This is a genomic window from Haloferula sp. A504, from assembly GCF_044385805.1.
Classification (GTDB): domain Bacteria; phylum Verrucomicrobiota; class Verrucomicrobiia; order Verrucomicrobiales; family Akkermansiaceae; genus Haloferula.
Genome location: NZ_JBISBU010000036.1, coordinates 14,584 through 31,236 on the forward strand (window position 1 = coordinate 14,584; position 16,653 = coordinate 31,236).

The 16,653-nt window shown below is 65.1% G+C and carries 14 protein-coding genes and 1 pseudogene; 9 read left to right on the top strand and 6 right to left on the bottom strand.

Going from position 1 to position 16,653, the window contains the following annotated elements; translation table 11 throughout:
* Nucleotides 1-56 precede the first annotated feature (56 nt).
* The 4 genes from glmS to ACG2LG_RS15625 all read left to right on the top strand — a co-directional run bounded on the left by glmS (nucleotide 57) and on the right by ACG2LG_RS15625 (nucleotide 3,852).
* A complete protein-coding gene (glmS, locus tag ACG2LG_RS15610; RefSeq protein WP_396260556.1) occupies nucleotides 57-1,898 on the top strand; it encodes a glutamine--fructose-6-phosphate transaminase (isomerizing) in 1,842 nt (613 codons plus the stop codon).
* Between the two features lie 261 nt (nucleotides 1,899-2,159).
* Nucleotides 2,160-2,969 carry a thymidylate synthase gene (locus tag ACG2LG_RS15615; RefSeq protein WP_396260505.1) on the top strand — a complete coding sequence of 270 codons (810 nt, stop codon included), beginning with the start codon at nucleotides 2,160-2,162 and terminating at the stop codon, nucleotides 2,967-2,969.
* A gap of 32 nt (nucleotides 2,970-3,001) precedes the next feature.
* Nucleotides 3,002-3,475, top strand: coding sequence for a dihydrofolate reductase (locus tag ACG2LG_RS15620; protein ID WP_396260507.1), 474 nt, complete (start codon nucleotides 3,002-3,004; stop codon nucleotides 3,473-3,475).
* A gap of 17 nt (nucleotides 3,476-3,492) precedes the next feature.
* Nucleotides 3,493-3,852, top strand: coding sequence for a DUF3127 domain-containing protein (locus ACG2LG_RS15625; protein WP_396260509.1), 360 nt, complete (start codon nucleotides 3,493-3,495; stop codon nucleotides 3,850-3,852).
* A gap of 54 nt (nucleotides 3,853-3,906) precedes the next feature.
* Here ACG2LG_RS15625 and ACG2LG_RS15630 read toward each other — a convergent pair whose 3' ends face one another.
* Nucleotides 3,907-5,865 (bottom strand): competence/damage-inducible protein A, encoded by a 1,959-nt coding sequence (locus tag ACG2LG_RS15630; RefSeq protein WP_396260510.1) that lies wholly within the window; start codon nucleotides 5,863-5,865, stop codon nucleotides 3,907-3,909.
* Between the two features lie 3 nt (nucleotides 5,866-5,868).
* Nucleotides 5,869-6,225, bottom strand: a complete 357-nt coding sequence (gene rsfS, locus ACG2LG_RS15635; RefSeq protein ID WP_396260512.1) for a ribosome silencing factor — start codon at nucleotides 6,223-6,225, stop codon at nucleotides 5,869-5,871.
* Nucleotides 6,226-6,356: 131 nt separating this feature from the next.
* Between rsfS and glnD the strand changes: the two genes are divergently transcribed.
* The gene (gene glnD, locus ACG2LG_RS15640; protein WP_396260514.1) at nucleotides 6,357-9,092 is read left to right on the top strand and encodes a [protein-PII] uridylyltransferase; all 2,736 of its coding nucleotides are present in this window, start codon (nucleotides 6,357-6,359) and stop codon (nucleotides 9,090-9,092) included.
* 4 nt (nucleotides 9,093-9,096) lie between these two features.
* Nucleotides 9,097-9,462: a hypothetical protein gene (locus ACG2LG_RS15645; RefSeq protein WP_396260516.1), complete on the top strand. Its 366-nt coding sequence runs from the start codon at nucleotides 9,097-9,099 to the stop codon at nucleotides 9,460-9,462.
* Between the two features lie 142 nt (nucleotides 9,463-9,604).
* Here the strand turns inward: ACG2LG_RS15645 and ybeY are convergent, their stop codons facing one another.
* The 4 genes from ybeY to ACG2LG_RS15665 all read right to left on the bottom strand — a co-directional run bounded on the left by ybeY (nucleotide 9,605) and on the right by ACG2LG_RS15665 (nucleotide 13,100).
* Entirely contained in the window at nucleotides 9,605-10,063 is a 459-nt protein-coding gene (ybeY, locus tag ACG2LG_RS15650) for an rRNA maturation RNase YbeY (protein ID WP_396260518.1), read from the bottom strand.
* Nucleotides 10,060-11,655, bottom strand: a complete 1,596-nt coding sequence (locus ACG2LG_RS15655; protein WP_396260519.1) for an HD family phosphohydrolase — start codon at nucleotides 11,653-11,655, stop codon at nucleotides 10,060-10,062. The genes ybeY and ACG2LG_RS15655 overlap by 4 nt, the downstream gene beginning before the upstream one ends.
* A gap of 234 nt (nucleotides 11,656-11,889) precedes the next feature.
* Nucleotides 11,890-12,864, bottom strand: coding sequence for a PhoH family protein (locus tag ACG2LG_RS15660; protein ID WP_396260521.1), 975 nt, complete (start codon nucleotides 12,862-12,864; stop codon nucleotides 11,890-11,892).
* An 11-nt stretch (nucleotides 12,865-12,875) separates the two neighbouring features.
* Complete coding sequence (locus ACG2LG_RS15665) at nucleotides 12,876-13,100, bottom strand: hypothetical protein (RefSeq protein WP_396260522.1); 225 nt, start codon at nucleotides 13,098-13,100, stop codon at nucleotides 12,876-12,878.
* A gap of 6 nt (nucleotides 13,101-13,106) precedes the next feature.
* On the opposite strand from ACG2LG_RS15665, the pseudogene ACG2LG_RS15670 reads away from it, so the two are divergent.
* From ACG2LG_RS15670 to ACG2LG_RS15680, 3 genes and pseudogenes are all read left to right on the top strand, one after another.
* Nucleotides 13,107-13,772: pseudogene (locus ACG2LG_RS15670) on the top strand (ABC transporter ATP-binding protein); the annotation flags it as partial.
* Nucleotides 13,773-13,901: 129 nt separating this feature from the next.
* Nucleotides 13,902-14,636, top strand: coding sequence for an ABC transporter permease (locus ACG2LG_RS15675; RefSeq protein ID WP_396260524.1), 735 nt, complete (start codon nucleotides 13,902-13,904; stop codon nucleotides 14,634-14,636).
* A gap of 45 nt (nucleotides 14,637-14,681) precedes the next feature.
* Nucleotides 14,682-16,643, top strand: coding sequence for a GldG family protein (locus tag ACG2LG_RS15680; protein ID WP_396260525.1), 1,962 nt, complete (start codon nucleotides 14,682-14,684; stop codon nucleotides 16,641-16,643).
* Nucleotides 16,644-16,653 lie beyond the last annotated feature (10 nt).

Below are 16,653 nucleotides of genomic sequence, written 5' to 3' on the forward strand. Positions count from 1 at the left end.
TCCGGGCGCGCAGGACTCTTGCTTGGAACTTCGAACTTCTTACTTGGAACTTCAGCATGTGCGGCATCGTCGGTTACATCGGAAAATCATCGGCCCCCGAGGCGCTGGTCCGCGGCCTGCGCCGCCTCGAGTATCGCGGCTACGACTCGGCCGGAATGGCGGTGCTCGAAAACGGCTCGTTGATCGTCAGCAAGGCCGCGGGCAAGGTCGCGTCACTCGACGAGAAGGCCCGCTCCGAATGGCCGGAAGACCGCTTCCAAAATTCGCGCATCGGGATCGCCCACACACGCTGGGCGACGCACGGCCCGCCCACCGAAATCAATGCCCACCCCCATCTCGACCGGAGCGGCGGCATCGCCCTGGTCCACAATGGAATCATCGAGAACTACCGCGCCCTGCGCGCCCGGCTCGAGTCGCAGGGCCACGAGTTTCTTTCGGAAACCGACACCGAAGTGCTCGCCCACCTGATCGGCGCGTGCGACCAGGGAAACCTGTTTCAGGCGGTGTGCGACGCACTCCACCAGGTCGAGGGCACCTTCGGCATCGCCGCCATTTCGGCCGACGAGCCCGACCGCATCATCACGGCCCGCCGCGGCAGCCCGATCGTGATCGGCATCGGCGACGACGAGACCATCATCGGCTCGGATGCCGCCGCCATCATCTCGCACACCCGGCAGGTGATCTACCTGGAGGACAACGACATCGCGGTGGTCACGGCGGAAGGCGTCGAGATCCGCGACCTCGACCGGGTCCCGGTCACGCGCGAAGTCGCCGAGCTCGGATTCGACGCCGAAGCCGCGGAGAAGGGCGGCTACGAGCATTTCATGCTCAAGGAGATCCACGAGCAGCCCGATTCCCTGCGCAACGCCATTCGTGGCCGTCTCGACTTCAATCTGGGTTCGTCCGTGCTTTCGGGCATGGGCACCTCGGCCCGCGAACTCGCCGAGATCCAGCGCGCCGTGCTGCTCGGCTGCGGCACCTCGCTGCACGCCGGACTGGTGGGCGAGTATGCCTTCGAGGACCTCGCCGACATCCACGCCGAGGTCCAGCAGGCAGCCGAGTTCCGCTATCGCAATCCCCTGATCACCCGCAGCGACCTCGTGGTCGCCATTTCCCAGTCGGGCGAAACCGCCGACACCCTGGCCGCCGTGCGCGAAGCCAACCAGAAGGGAGCCTTCGTCATGGGTCTGTGCAACGTGGTCGGATCCACCATCGCCCGCGAAACGGGTCGCGGCGTGTATCTCCACGCCGGTCCCGAGATTTCCGTGGCCTCAACCAAGGCCTTCACCTGTCAGGTGGCCGTGTTGCTGATGATGGCGCTCAAGCTGGGGCGCGGAAGGCGCTTGTCACGTGATGAAGGGGTGCGCCTCGCGCGCGAGATCGAGCGGATCCCCGAGCTGGTCGAGCGGACGATCCGACAGAATGAGGCGATCGCGGCACTCGCCGGCCGCTACGCCGAACACGAGAACGCCTTCTTCATCGGTCGGGGCTACATGTATCCGGTCGCGCTCGAGGGCGCCCTCAAGCTCAAGGAAATCTCCTACATCCATGCCGAGGGCTACCATGCCGCCGAGCTCAAGCACGGACCCATCGCGCTGCTTGAGCAGGGCACGCCGGTCGTGGCCCTCGCCAATGACATCCCCGGCAAGGACAAGACTCTCGGCAACATCGAGGAATGCCGCGCGCGCGGCGCCCGCATCCTCGGTGTGATCACCGAGGGCGATGAAGATGCCCGCGGCTTTGTCCACGACGCGATCGCGGTCCCCGCCTGCCACCCGCTGGTGGCGACCATTCCCTCGGCGGTCGCCCTCCAGCTCTTTTCCTACCATGTCGCCCGCCACCGCGGCTGCGAGATCGACCAGCCCCGCAACCTCGCCAAGTCGGTGACCGTCGAGTAGTGCTGTCTGGAAACGGAAATCCCCGGATGCTGCCGGGGGTCGGCCGCATCCGGGGACTCGGTTGGGGGGAATGAAAATGCCGCCGCGGGAAGTATGGTTTGTTTTCCGGGGGGATGTGGGGGGAAGGGTTTCCCGCGACGGCAGGGGCACCATAGCCCGAAACTCCGGACCGCCTACCCCATGATCACGTAATCACAGATGATTTGCATCAACGCCGCCGGGATTGCTTGTCCGGAGTCCCCGATGGTCCAGACTTCCGCCATGCGAACGTACCTCGATCTGCTCCGCGACGTGCTGCAGAATGGTGAAGACCGCGCCGACCGCACCGGCACCGGAACGAAGGCGGTTTTCGGCCGACAGGTCCGCTACGACCTGCGCGAGGGGTTTCCCTGCCTGACGACCAAGAAGCTCCACCTGCGGTCGATCATCCACGAGCTGCTGTGGTTCCTGAACGGCGACACCAACATCGCCTACCTCAAGGAGAACGGCGTGCGCATCTGGGACGAGTGGGCCGACGAGCACGGCGATCTCGGCCCGGTCTATGGCCGTCAATGGCGATCCTTCCCCGCGCCGGACGGACGCCATGTCGACCAGATCGCGGAGTTGGTCCACGGTCTGCGTGGCGACCCGCATTCGCGGCGTCATCTGGTCGTGGCCTGGAATCCCGGCGAGATCTCCCGCATGGCCCTGCCGCCCTGCCACTGCCTGTTCCAGTTCTTCGTTCACGAACCGGACTCGGACAAACCGGGTCTCTCCTGCCAGCTCTACCAACGTTCGGCCGACCTCTTTCTCGGGGTCCCCTTCAACATCGCCTCCTACGCGCTGCTCACGCTGATGCTCGCGCAGGTCTGCGGCTACGAGCCGCGCGAGTTCATCCACACCTTCGGCGACCTGCACCTCTACGCGAATCACGTCAAGCAGGCCGAGGAGCAGCTGTCCCGGGATCCCCGGCCGCTGCCGACCATGTGGATGGAACCCTCGATCACCGAACTCGCCGACTTCCGCTTCGAGCACTTCCGGCTCGAAAACTACGATCCGCACCCGCACATCAAGGCGGAGGTCTCCGTGTAAAAGCTGAAATTCTGAAACGCTGAAAAGCTGAAATGAAGCTCATCGGGATCGTTGCGATGACCGCGGACCGGGTGATCGGCCGCGACGGCGGACTGCCGTGGCATTTGCCGGGCGATCTTGCGTTTTTCAAGCGGACCACCAGCGGCCATCCCATCGTGATGGGGCGCGCGACCTACGACTCGATCGGCCGCCCGCTGCCGAAGCGCCGGAACATCGTCATCACGCGCAATCCCGACTGGGCGGCGGAGGGTGTCGAAACCCTCGGATCCCCCGAGGCACTCGCCGCGCTCGAACTCGACAACGAGGTCTTCGTCATCGGTGGAGCGGCCATCTACGAGGCCTTTCTGCCCCATCTCGACGAACTTCTCGTGTCCCACGTTTTCGAGTCCCACCCCGGCGACACCCGGTTTCCGGCCTTCGAGCACCTGTTTTCTCCGCCTGAAGTGGTCGAAAAACACGAGGATTTCGAAGTCCGGCGCTACTGCCGCTTGAAACCCGGGGCCTGAACTCCAAGACTCCCTGCATGGCTTACGAACTCGAAGGCACCGTCCACAAGATCTTCGACACCCAGACTTTCGCCTCCGGCTTTTCCAAGCGGGAATTCGTGGTCGAGGTGCCGGACGGGAATTACACGCAACAGATCAAGCTCGAGGCGGTGAAGGACAAGGCCGCCCTCCTCGACGACGTCTCGGAAGGCGACCAGGTCAAGGTCACCTTCGACCTCCGGGGCAACGAGTACAAGGAGCGGTTCTACGTCAATCTCGTCGCTTGGAAGCTCGAGAAATCCGGCGACGGTGGCGGCGGCTCCGGCGGGGCACCCAGTTCGTCCCTCGATGCCGCCCTCGACAACGAGCCCGACGAATCGGACGACATTCCGTTCTGAGCGGTGGCGCAAAGCTCCCCTTTGCGAGTGATTTCCAAAGCTCCAGCTTTGGACTCAGTCCCCCCACTCCGCTGCGGAAAAGCGCCCCACTCCCTCCGGCAGCCGGGCCATTCTCGGATTGTCCGCGATGTATTCCCGGAACCGATCCAACTGCCTCCGTGTCCGCACAATGTGGTCCCACGACTCTTTCTGCCAGAAGTTCCCCGTCCTCCCCATCCGCCCGTTGATTTCCCTGGCGGTGAAACCCTTCCAACTTTTCAGAATCTCGCTCAGTTCGTGACCGACCCCCGGTTGCACCAGCAAATGCACGTGATTTGGCATGATCACGAAATCCCCAAGCCGGTACCGCTCGCCGTCGAAATGCCGCAGGGCTCTTTCCACAAGGACTGCGTTTCCCCGGTCTGCCAGCGGACAATCGCCCAAACCCCGGTCCAGCTCGGTCTGCAAGGCCTTCACAAAAGTGCGGTCGTATTCGCGATGTGCTTCGAACGAAAGTTTCGAGAGATCCACGGGACGGTTCCTCTCGACAGGGATGCCATGATTTCCAAGCCATTCGGCGCGGCGGAGATACCAGCGGTCGAGCGTGTCCTTCGGTAGGGAATCCGCCGTGCGGAAAGTGACGAAGTAGGTTGCCCCTTCCTGCCGCCAGTGCGGGAGCCGACGGCGCTTCTTGATGGTTTCGGGGCTGTCCTTGCGGAAAGGAACGAAAACGATGGGCGACAGATCACGAACTGGCGGGCGCACGGCACAGCCGGACGCATCAGCTCGCAAAGCGGAGCTTTGCGCCACCGCCACCCGCCTCACCATCTCCAGCGCGGCCTGGCTGACCGCCAGCTTGAAGCCCGCGCGGTCGCGCCGGTGAAACTGGTGCTCGACGCGGGTCTCCCCGCCCTTCATCGCGACGGCGATGAACACCGTGCCGACCGGCTTCTCATCGGAGCCTCCATCCGGCCCGGCGATCCCGGTCACCGCCGCTGCCAAATCCGCGCCGGAAACCCTCAGGGCGCCCTCGGCCATCTGCCGGGCCACGGTTTCGCTCACCGCGCCGTGCTCCGCCAGATCCGCTTCGGAGACACCGAGCACCGCGACTTTCGCCTCGTTGGCGTAGGTGACGAACCCATGGGTCAGCACCGCGCTCGCACCGGGCACGTCGGTCACCCGGCTGGCGATCAACCCGCCGGTGCAGCTCTCGGCCAGCGCCAGCTTGAGCCCGCGCCGGGCCATCGCCCGCACCACCACGGCTTCCATGCTCGATCCATCCTGCGAAAAACAGCGGTCTCCCAGCCGCTCCAGGGCCAACTTTCTGGCCGCCTCCACCGCCGCCGCCGGGCCAATCAGGCGCAGATCCACCTCCGCCGGGCGCGCACAGTAGCCCACCTCCAGGCCATCGATGGCCTCCAGCTGGGCGTCAATTTCGCGATGCAGCTCACTCTCGCCCAGCCCGGTGAATTTCAGTTCGAGGATCTCGGTGGCATCCTCGATCCCACCCAGTGCCCGCAGCCGCGGCACCACCTCGGCCTCGAACATCGGATGCAGCTCCCGCGGCGGACCCGGCAGCAGAAACACCGCGCAATTTGCCGCCCCGTTGAGCCTCGGCGGGATGTAGAGACCGGGGGCGGTGCCATTCGGGTTCGGCAGCACGTCGGCACCCACCGGCACCTGGGCCTGACGGCGGTTTTCCGGCGCCATGATGCGGCCGCGTTGCTCGAAGTACGCCTCCAGCGAACGCAGTGCCGCCTCGTCCTCGATCAACTCGATCCCGAGCACCCCGGCCACGGCCTCGCGGGTGATGTCGTCGCGGGTCGGGCCGAGCCCGCCGGTCACCAGCAGCACGTCGCAGCGGTTCACCGCCTCGGAAATCCCGGCCTGGATGGCATCGCCATCGGGCACGGTGACCAGACGCTCGACGCGCAGCCCGAGGGAGAAAAGCTCGCGCCCCAGCCAGTGGCCGTGGGTGTTCAGCGTGCGGCCCAGCAGCAACTCGCTGCCGGTGTTCAGGATCTCGACCTTCACGGCTCAGGCCTCCGGCACCTCGATCTCCTTGGCATCGCCCCACAAGGTCTCAAGCGAGTAGAACTCCCGCAATTCCTCGTGCATCACGTGGACCATCACGTCGATGTAATCGAGCACCACCCAGCGGCTGTCCACCCTGCCCTCGGCGTTCGCCGGCTTCGCGCCGGTCCAATCGTCCACATGGCCGCGCACGTCGCGCAGGATCGCCCGCAGATGCGGCATCGACCCGCCCGAGCAGACCACCATGAAGTCCGTGAGGGACGAAAGACCCCGCAGGTCGAACACCCGGATGTCTTCCGCCTGAATCTCCGCCGCCGCCTTGGCGCACGCCAGAGCCAGTTCCTTGCCATGCTTCGCCATGAATTCAACGCCGCCTTCCAGCGGGCGCGCATCCTAGCTCCGAGTTGGCCCTTGGCCACTCCCAAATGGAGGCGGCTTCCCCGCACCGCGTCTTGACCCGACCTGAATAGACTCCACCCTCCCCGCACCGGATGTCCGCCCACCTGAAAAATCTCAGCGACCACGCCAAGGTCGTGCTCAAGCCCGCCCGAAAAGGCCAGCTGTCGCCTGCGGAGCGCATCGCGCTGTTCAAGAAGTTCATGAAGCTGGAGGAGCACCGGATCCGCCTGCGCCACAAGGGCGGCGCCGGGGGGCTCGAGATCGCCCGCGCCCGCTCCGAGCTCCTCGACGTGGTCCTGAGCGAGATTTTCCGCACCGCAGCCCTCAAGCGTTCGGAACAGGTCAGCATCGGGCTCGTCGCGGTCGGCGGCTACGGGCGCGGCACGCTGAATCCCGGGTCCGACATCGACCTGCTGTTCCTGCTCCCGCGGGCCTCGAACAAGCTGCCCAAGGAACTCGAGGAACTGGTGCAGGAAATCCTCTACCTCCTGTGGGACGTCGGCTTCAAGGTCGGCCACGCCTGCCGCTCGATCGTCGAGTGCATCCAGCAGGCCCGCGCCGACCAGGAGAACAAGACGGCGCTGATGGATGCCCGCCTGATCACCGGCGACAAGGCCCTGTTCTCGCAGTTCCGCCAGCGCTTCGAGAAAGAGGCGGTCGCCAAGGGCCAGAAGGCCTTCTTCGAACTGCGGCGCAACGACCTCAGAGGGCGCCACAAGAAGTACTCGCGCACCGTCTTCCTGCAGGAACCCAACGTGAAGGAAGGCTGCGGGGGCATGCGGGACTATCACAACATCTGCTGGGTCGCCCGCGCCAAGCGCGGCTACCGCAAGCTCAAGCAGCTGGTCGATGCCAGGATCCTGACCCGCACCGCCCACCGCGAAATCGAGGAAGCCTACGACTTCCTGCACCGCGTCCGCAACGAACTCCACTACGAGTCCGGACGCTCGTCGGAGCAACTCACGCTGCGCATGCAGGGGGTCGTCGCCACCAATTTCCGCTACCCGCAGCGCTCGATCCTCCGCCGCACCGAGGCCTTCATGCGCGACTACTACCGGCACACGAAGAACCTCTACCAGCACACCACCTCGTTGATGGAGATCTTCCAGATCGAGGAGGAGCACGCCCGCGACAGGGGGCTGGTTTCCTTCCTCACGATCGGTCGCCGGAAACGTGAGGAGTTCGACGGCTTCATCGCGCGAGAAGGAAGAATCTACCCGGCGAACTCCGCGATCTTCGCCGAGGATCCCAACCGGATGATGCGGCTCTTCCACCACACCCAGGTCCGGAACCTCAAGCTCAGCCCGCCCATCCGCAAGCTGGTCAAAAAGCACTGGAGCGACATCGACCGCCCCTTCCGCTACGCCAAGGCCAACCGGGAGGTCTTCAAGGATATCCTCACCCGCAAGGGCCAGGTCGGCGCGGCACTGCGCCAGATGCACCGGGTCGGGTTCCTCGGCCGCTACCTGCCGGAGTTCGGGGCGCTCGACTGTCTCGTCCAGCACGAGTTCTTCCACCGCTACACCGCGGACGAGCACACGCTGCGCTTCATCGAGGCGATCGACGCGCTGGTCGACAGCGACGACCCCGGCCTCAAGCTTTTCCGCGACCTGCTCCACGCCATCGAGGACCCCTACGCCTTCTATCTCGCGATCATCCTCCACGACACCGGACGCTCGGAGAATGTCCGCGAGCACATCGACGGTTCCGCGGTGCTCGCCCAGCGCCTCTGCAACCGGCTCCAGGTGCAGGGACACCGGCGGCGCATGATCATGTTCCTCGTCGACCACCACCTGACCTTCTGGCAATACGCGACCAGCAAGAACATCGAGGACCCGCAGGTCGTCGCCGATTTCTCGGGCCTGATGAAGACCGCGAGCCGCCTGGATGCGCTGATGCTCTTCACCTACGCCGACTCGGTGGCAACGTCCCCCGACTCATGGAACAGCTGGAAGTCCGCCCTTCTTCGCCAGCTCCACCGGTCCGCGAGCCGCTTCCTCGAACACGGCGAGGCCAAGTTCGCCAAGCAGCTTGCCGACGAACGGGCCGAACTCGAGAACCAGGTGCGGGCCTCGGCGGGAGAGGGCTGGGACGACGAGATCCGCGAGCATTTCGAAAGGATGCCCGCCAGCTACTTCCGCTTCCGCGACCCGAAGACGGTGCCCATCCACCTCAAGGCGATCCGGGAATTCCTCAAGCGCGAGCGCGAAGGCGAATTCACCTGCGTGGGGCGCTCGTTGGACTACCCCGACCGGGGCTGCTCCGAAGTCGTCATCGTCTCGCGAGACCGGCCGCACTTCCTGCAGAAGGTCTGCTGCGCCTTCGCCTCGCAGGAAATCAACATCCTGTCGGCCGACTTCCACACGCGGACCGACGGCATCGTCGTCGACCTCTTCCGCGTCTGCACCACCGACTTCGGCGCGGTCACCAACGAACGGCAGCGCCAGGGCTTCACCGACACGCTCGCCGAGCTGGGGAACACCGATGACTACGATCCGGGCGTCTACCTCAAGCCGAAGAAGAACCTGCTGCGCTCCGAAAAGCGCTCGGACATCGCCTTCCCGGTGCGGGCCCACATCGTCAACGAAGCGGGCGGCAACTCGACCATGATCAACCTGCAGGCAATCGACCGCATCGGTCTGCTCCACGATCTGTTCCAGGTGATCAACCAGGCGGGCCTCGACACCGTGCACGCCCGCATCAACACCGAGAAGGGCGCCGCGGTCGACACGCTCTACGTCACCCTGCCCGGCGGCGGCCAGGCCACCGACCCGCAGCAACTCGACCACCTCGAGCAGGAACTCGAAAAGGTCATCTCCCGCAGCTGAATCCATGCGCATCATTCTTTTCATCGCCGGCCTGGTCACGCTGGCCGTCGGTTTTTCGGCCGATGCCCGGCTCGACGACCCGAATCTGCTGCAGGGCTCGCTCACCCTCGGCGGCGGCTGGCTGATTTGCGCGGCCTTCAGCTTCTACTCGACCTGGCACGGCATCGCCGGGGGCGGTGTTCTCGCCCTGCTGGCCGGCGCACGCTGCGCCCCGGCGCTCTTCACCCTCTCAAGTCCCGATCGCCCGGCAGCCCCTTATCAGGCGATCGTGTTCGTCATCAGCGCGACCGTCCTGGTCGCCACCATCCGCACACTGATCCGTGAGCGGGCGCGCCGCGAACGCGAACGGATGCTGGCGGAAGAAGATTGAGCCGTGGCGCAAAGCGATGCTTTGCGAGAGTCGATCAAGGCTCCTGCTTCGGTCTTTTCCCGGCAAACCTTGGGTCACCCTGGCGGTGCGCCACGCGACGGAGGCCCGTCGATCCATTCGCAACGCATCGCTTTGCGCCACCCTACCTTGAGCCCATCTCCTGCCAGAGGGTGGCGACGATCTTCTCCTGGACCTCCTCCATCCGCTTCCGCTGATTCTCTTCCTCGTCCTCGTGCCCGGCCAGATGCAGCAGGCCATGAACGAGGTATCGCAGGAGTTCCCTCAGCTCCGGCTCTTCGTAGTCGGCGGCTTGGCGCTTCGCCACCTCCACCCCGATCACGATCTCCCCGTGCTCGAAGGTGATGACATCCGTCGGCCCGTCGATGCCCATGAAATCGCGGTGCACGCGGTCGCTCTCCGAGTCGTCGACGAGGGCGACCTCCACCGACTCGAGGTCGGCCAGCGGAGCCGATCCGGAGAGGAGGTGCGCTTCACGGATCCAGCCGCAGGCCCGGACACCCGCCGACTCGAGGTCCACCAGCCACTCGGAAGGAAGCGCCACCTTGCTCTGGTGGTCGCAGATCAGCACCTCCAGTTTCATGGCGTGACCCGTGCCGTGGGCGGATTGCCGGAACGCTTGCCTCCCGAAGTCGCATCCCCCCGCTTCGTCGGCCTCGGTTCGTCAGGCCTCCGGGTCAGGTCCGACTTGCGGCCCTTCTCCTCGTCCTTGGGGTAGTCGATCCGGCTGTGGAGCATGCTCCGCAGGGTCTTGCAGAAGACTTCCTTGACCTGCGCGAGGTCGCGCATGGTCAGGTCGCTGTCGTCCAGCTGGCCGTCGCAGATGCGCTGCTCGACGATGTCCTCCACCAGCGCCCGGATCTTGGCCGGCGTCGGCTTCTTCAAGGTCCGCGAGGCGCTCTCGACCGCATCGGCGAGACTGATGATGCCACTCTCGCGGCTGCGCGGACGCGGCCCCGGGTAACGGAAATTCTTCTGGTCGACCTTCGGCAGGTCCTCGGGATTCTCCAGCTTCTTGTCGATCTTGGCCTTCTCGGCGCGCTTCTGCTCCTGCGCCTTGCGGTAAAAGTATCCGACCAGCGAATCGCCGTGGTGCTCGCGGATCACGCCGATCACCTTCGGGTTCAGGTGGTGCTTGAGCGCGAGATCCACCCCATCCTTCACGTGCGCCACGATGATCAGCGCGCTCATGGTCGGCGTCAGCGAGTCGTGCGGGTTCTCCGCCCCCTCGTGCTGGTTCTCGATGAAATACTCCGGCTTGTTGAGTTTGCCGACGTCGTGAAAGTAGGAACACACCCGGCACATGGCGGCATTCGCGCCGACCGCCTCGGCCGCCGACTCGGCAAGCGACGCCACCACCAGGCTGTGGTGAAAGGTTCCCGGAGCCTCCAGCTGCATCTGCCGCAGCAGCTTGTGATTCAGGTCGCTCAACTCCAGCCAGCTGATGTCGGTCGTGAGCCGGAAGATCCCCTCCAGCACCGGGAGCACCCCGCCCACCAGCAGCGCGGTGCCGATCCCGACACCGAGCGCCGATCCGGCTGCGAGGCCGAACAACTTCCAACCGTTCATGGCATCGACCCCGGCGAGATTGGCATAATCGATCACCCCGAAGACCGAGGCGAGGATGATGGCCATCAGGCCCGAGTAGAGACCGGCGCGCAGCAGCTGCGAGCGGCGGCGCGTCTTGCGCAGGGCCAGCGCCGCGACCAGACCGCACAGCAGGCTCACGGTCAGGAACAGGGCCTTTCCCTCATCCGGCACCAGCAGGGTCCCGAGCAGGGAAACATACACGGCCGAGAAAACCCCGGAGCGCGCACCCAGCAACACCGCGTGCACCATCGGGGCGACGACGAAGGGAGTGAGTAGCAGACCGACACCGGTCGGAAGCTGGTTGAGGCTCACGATCAGGCTCACCGCATGGATCAGGCCGAGCTGGGCGAGGATTCCGGCGAGCAGCAGGATCACCCGCCCGTTCCGCTCGATCACCGCGGGGTGATTCAGCTCGATCACCGTCACGGCGCTCAACGCCAGGAAGAAGGCATACAAGCCGGCGGTCAGCGGTTCCTGGCCGTCGCCGGTGGCGGCGATCACTCCCCGCATCACCAGCACACCCGCGGACGCGCAAAAGATCAGATACAGCGAAAAACGAACCCACGGCGAACGGTCGAGGGACACGGATACAGAATCGTCGTTCTGCACCCGGCGCTTCTTACCCGAGGAAAGACCCCTTTGGGCGAGGCGCCAGCGTTTGAATGCGTCGATGAATCCCACAGGCAAAAGAGTGAACTCCGATGGGCGTCCGGAGACGCCGGAGGGGCGTGATCCGGCACGCCCCTCGACAGCGGCTGAGTATCGGATGACCGCCCGCTTGGCAATCGGCAAAAGCAAGGGGCGCGTCAGATTGACGCGCTACTTCAATTTCGTCGAGCGGGCCGACTCGTAGGCTTCGATGATGCGTCCGACCACCGGATGCCGCACCACGTCCTCTCCGCTGAACCGGACGAAGCCGATTCCCTTCACCGACTCGAGCGCCCGGACCGCCTCGCCCAGCCCCGACGGCACTCCCGGTTTCAAATCCACCTGGGAGGCATCGCCGGTCACCACCATCCGCGATTCCTCTCCGAGACGGGTCAGCGCCATGAACATCTGCTCACGGGTGGTGTTCTGCGCCTCGTCGAGGATCACGAAACTCCGGGCCAGGGTGCGTCCCCGCATGAAGGCCAGCGGCGCGATTTCGATCGTGCCGTCCTCCAGGTAGCGCTCGCCCTCGTCGGCGCCGATCATGTCGTGGATGGCGTCGTAGAGAGGTCGCAGGTAAGGGGCCACCTTCTCCCGCAGGTCGCCCGGCAGGAAACCGAGCGCCTCGCCGGCCTCGACCGCCGGCCGGGTCAGGACCACCCGGTGGACCCGCTTTTCCTTCAGCATCGAAAGCCCCATGGCCATCGCCAGATAGGTCTTTCCGGTACCCGCCGGGCCGAGCCCGAAGGTCACGTCGCTGGACTCGATCGTCCGCAGGTATTCGAGTTGGTTCGGAGTCTTCGGCACGACCGGCTTGCGCCCGCGCCGTCCGAGAAGACGGACTCCGGTCAGTTCGCTCACTCCCGTTTCCCCGCCCCGCCGGCCGACCTCCACCGCCAGCCGGAAATCCCTCGCCGTGATCTCGGCCCCACCCCGCTTGGCCTGCTCGAGGTCGGCGAAAATCCGCCGCACCGACTCCACCCCCTCGGGCGGACCGACGACCAGCAACCAGCCGTCGCGGGTCACGGTCCGGACGCCCAATGCCTCCTCCAGAAAGCGCAGCTCGCCGGTGTCGTTGGCAAACAGCGAGTGCAGGAAGGGAGCGGTCTCGAACTCCAGCTTCAGCTCGACCTCATCGGCGATCATCACCGCCTTCCCTAGCCGCGCACCCCCCCGGCCTCAACCGCAAAGCCGTGGCGCACAGCTTCGGAGTTCTTGACCCCGGGGCCGATGGCACTGCCCGGGCCGCTTCGCCCGGCGAGTCCGCTCCTTCGCAAAATCGAGCTTTTCCCTTGCCAAAAGTCCTCCGCGGCTTTTTTCAAACAGCCCCGCTCGCCGGTGTCGCTATGGCCGACGTCGGACGCATAAAGCCTGAAACTCATTTCACCATGATCGAAGTCGAGAACCTCACGAAACGCTTCGGCTCCAAACTGGCCGTCGATCACCTCAGCTTCACTGTCGAAAAGGGCGAGGTGCTTGGATTCCTCGGACCCAACGGAGCCGGCAAATCCACCACGATGCGGATGGTCACCGGATTCCTCCCGCCGACCTCCGGCAGCATCCGGATCTGCGGCACCTCGGTGATCGACGACCCGAAGGCCGCCAAGCGTCACATCGGCTACCTTCCCGAGTCCGCCCCGCTCTACAACGACATGACGGTGACCGGGTTCCTCAACTTCGGCGCCGAGATCCGCGGCCTCTCGGGCGCGGCGAAAAAGGAGGCCGTCGACAAGGCCATCGAGACCTGCTTCCTCGAAAGTGTCGCCCGCCAGTCCATCGACACCCTCTCCAAGGGCTACCGACACCGCACCTGCCTCGCGCAGTCGCTGCTCCACGATCCCGAGGTGCTGATCCTCGACGAGCCGACCGACGGCCTCGATCCGAACCAGAAGCACGAAGTCCGGCAGCTCATCCGCCGCCTCGGCGAAACCAAGGTCGTCCTGTTCTCCACCCACATCCTCGAGGAGGTCGAGGCCGCCTGCACCCGCGCGGTGATCGTCGACCGCGGCAAGATCGTCGTCGACGGAACGCCCGAAGAACTCAAGGCGAAGTCGGGCACCGGCTCGCTGACCGATCTCTTCCGCCAGGTCACCACCCGCGACACCGAACCCGAAGCCCCCGAAGAGGACGCCGCCTGAGCACTCCCGTTTCAGCATTTCAGCATTTCAGCATTTCAGTTTACCATGAAAGACGTCTGGACCATCTACAAGCGTGAGCTGAGCAGCTACTTCAGCCAGCCCATCGCCTACGCCATCATCATCATCTTCCTGCTGCTCTCGATGGTGTTTGCCTTCACCCTCGGCAACTTCATCGAAGCGGGTGACGCCTCGCTGACCTACTCCTTCTTCCTCTACCTGCCCTTCGTCCTGATGGTGCTGGTGCCGGCCGTCGGCATGCGCCTGTGGTCGGAGGAACTCCGCACCGGCACGGTGGAGCTGATCGGCACCTACCCGATCTCCCTGTGGTCGGTCATCCTCGGCAAGTTCAAGGCGGCGGCCACCGTCTGGTTCATCGCCATCACGCTGACCTTCCCGATTTGGATCACGGTCAACTGGCTCGGCGAACCCGACAACCTCGCGATCCTCTCCGGCTACATCGGGGCCTACCTGCTGGCCTGCACCTTCCTCTCGATCACCCTGCTGGTCTCGGCCTTCACCCGTGATCAGGTCATCTGCCTGATCGTTTCGTCGGCGATCTGCATCGGCCTCGTCTTCGCGACCTTCGATCCCTTCGTCCGGCAGTACTCGAAGACCTTCTCGCCGGAGGTCAAGGACGCCATCACCGCGCTCGGCGTGTGGGACCACTTCCTCTCGCTGGCCCGCGGCGCCTTCCGCCTCCAGGACCTGATCTGGTTCGCCTCCATCATCGTCGCCTCGCTGCTCGGCACGAGCGCGATCCTTTCCGCGAAACGTTCCTGATTCTTCCATCCCGAATCCACCATCTTCCATCCACCATCTTTCATCATGAGCCAGGAAGACAAGACCCTCCACCCCGTCAGCCGCGCGATCCTCGCGATCGTGGCGCTGCTCGTCATCGTGATCGCCGGCAACATGCTGGTGTCCTCACTCGGCATCGGCCACAAGACCCTCGACCTCACCGAGGACCGCATCCACACGCTCTCGGAAGGCACCGGAAAGATCATCGAGGAACTCGCCGCCCCGGTGGTGATCCGCTACTACGCGTCGCGCAACACCGCCTACATGCCGGAGGACCTCAAGCTCCACATGCGGCGGGTCGACGACCTCCTCGCGGAATACGAGAGCCTCTCGACCGACGGCAAGCTGCGCGTCGAAAACCTCGACCCGGAACCGGACACCGACGCCGAGGACGCCGCCAACCTGGACGGCATCAACGGCCAGACGATCAACAACGAGAACGTCTACCTCGGCATGGCGGTTTCCTGCCTCGACCGCACCACGACCATCCCGTTCCTGAATCCCCAGGACGAGACGATGCTCGAATACCAGATCTCCCGGGCCATCGCGGAGGTCAGCGCCACCCGCAAGCCGGTCATCGGCGTGATGTCGGCCCTCGAACTCGCCGGCGGTCCCCCGACCATGCCGGGCCAGCGTCCGAGCCAGCCGTGGGTGATCTACAACCAGCTCGAGCAGAACTACGAGGTCGAGGACCTCACCATGACCCCCGGCGAAATCGACGCCGAGAAATACAAGGTGGTCCTGCTGATCCACCCGGCCGGGATCACGCCCGAAGCCGAGTTCGCGGTCGACCAGTACCTGCTCAAGGGCGGCACGGTGATCGCCTGCATCGATCCCTTCTCCGTGGCCGCCCAGATGACCGGTGGCGGCAACCCGATGATGGGCGGCGGCGGCGCTCCGACCTCATCCACCCTGCCGACCCTGCTCGAAGCATGGGGAATCGAGATGTCCACCACCCAGACCGTGGGCGACGGCCGCTACCAGACGATGATGAATCAGAACCGTCCCGGACTCGCGGTCCTCACGGTGCCTCAGGAGGGGATGCCCCAGGAGGACAGCATCGTCACCAAGGATCTCGCCAGCGTGACCTTCTTCCTCCCCGGCGGCATGGTGAAATCCGGCGGCGGCGGCGTGACCGTGAACACGCTGGTCAAGGCCTCCGATGAGTCCGGCCTGATCGACAACATGCCCGCCTCGCGTCTCGACCCGACGCTCATCACCCGCTTCCGCCCCGATGCCAAGTCCTACGATCTCGTCACGCATCTGAGCGGCGAGTTCACGACCGCCTTTCCCGACGGCGACCCGGCGGCTCCGGCCGACGAGGAGGACGGCGAAGAGGAATCTCCGGACTCGGGAGAAGCATCCGAGGACGGTGGAGCCGATGACGGTGGGAATGGCGCGGAAGACGCTCCAACGCACCTGACCAAGGCCACCAAGCCCGGAAACGTCTTCCTCATCTCGGACGTCGATGCCTTCTACGACCAGTTCGCCTATCAGGTGCAACGGCTCGGCAACCTCCAGCTCGCCCAGCCGATCAACGGCAACTCCTCGCTGTTCTTCAACCTCATCGACCAGGCGGCGGGCTCGCCGCACCTGATCGGGTCCCGCAGCCGCGCGGCGACCAGCCGGCCCTTCACGGTCTTCCGGGAGATGGAGGCCGACGCCAACCAGGCGGTTGGGGAGAAAATCCAGGAGTATGAAGAGGAAGCCCAGGAGGCCCAGCGGCGCCTCAACGAACTCCAGGCGCAGAAAACCCAGGGCACCGAAATGTATCTCTCGCCCGAACAGGAAGAGGAGATCCGCAAGCTCCGCAAGCAGGAGGTCGACGCGCGCAAGCAGATCCGCGAGCTTCAGAAGGGACTTCGCCGCGACAAGGACGCGATCGCCGCGAAAATCATCACCTGGAACATTGCCGGGGTCCCCCTGGCCATCCTCCTCATTGGACTCGGGCTGTTCACCGCCCGCCGCACCCGCACCCGCGCCCGCTGAAACCCCTTCC

What these genes read in the sequence shown, in the direction of transcription:
- glnD (WP_396260514.1), top strand. Translation starts at nt 6,357, where the DNA reads ATGTCCGCCCACCTGAAAAATCTCAGCGACCACGCCAAGGTCGTGCTC.
- rsfS (WP_396260512.1), bottom strand. Translation starts at nt 6,225, where the DNA reads ATGGCGAAGCATGGCAAGGAACTGGCTCTGGCGTGCGCCAAGGCGGCG.
- ACG2LG_RS15645 (WP_396260516.1), top strand. Translation starts at nt 9,097, where the DNA reads ATGCGCATCATTCTTTTCATCGCCGGCCTGGTCACGCTGGCCGTCGGT.
- glmS (WP_396260556.1), top strand. Translation starts at nt 57, where the DNA reads ATGTGCGGCATCGTCGGTTACATCGGAAAATCATCGGCCCCCGAGGCG.
- ACG2LG_RS15665 (WP_396260522.1), bottom strand. Translation starts at nt 13,100, where the DNA reads ATGAGTTTCAGGCTTTATGCGTCCGACGTCGGCCATAGCGACACCGGC.
- ACG2LG_RS15680 (WP_396260525.1), top strand. Translation starts at nt 14,682, where the DNA reads ATGAGCCAGGAAGACAAGACCCTCCACCCCGTCAGCCGCGCGATCCTC.
- ACG2LG_RS15625 (WP_396260509.1), top strand. Translation starts at nt 3,493, where the DNA reads ATGGCTTACGAACTCGAAGGCACCGTCCACAAGATCTTCGACACCCAG.
- ACG2LG_RS15620 (WP_396260507.1), top strand. Translation starts at nt 3,002, where the DNA reads ATGAAGCTCATCGGGATCGTTGCGATGACCGCGGACCGGGTGATCGGC.
- ACG2LG_RS15660 (WP_396260521.1), bottom strand. Translation starts at nt 12,864, where the DNA reads ATGATCGCCGATGAGGTCGAGCTGAAGCTGGAGTTCGAGACCGCTCCC.
- ACG2LG_RS15615 (WP_396260505.1), top strand. Translation starts at nt 2,160, where the DNA reads ATGCGAACGTACCTCGATCTGCTCCGCGACGTGCTGCAGAATGGTGAA.
- ACG2LG_RS15675 (WP_396260524.1), top strand. Translation starts at nt 13,902, where the DNA reads ATGAAAGACGTCTGGACCATCTACAAGCGTGAGCTGAGCAGCTACTTC.
- ybeY (WP_396260518.1), bottom strand. Translation starts at nt 10,063, where the DNA reads ATGAAACTGGAGGTGCTGATCTGCGACCACCAGAGCAAGGTGGCGCTT.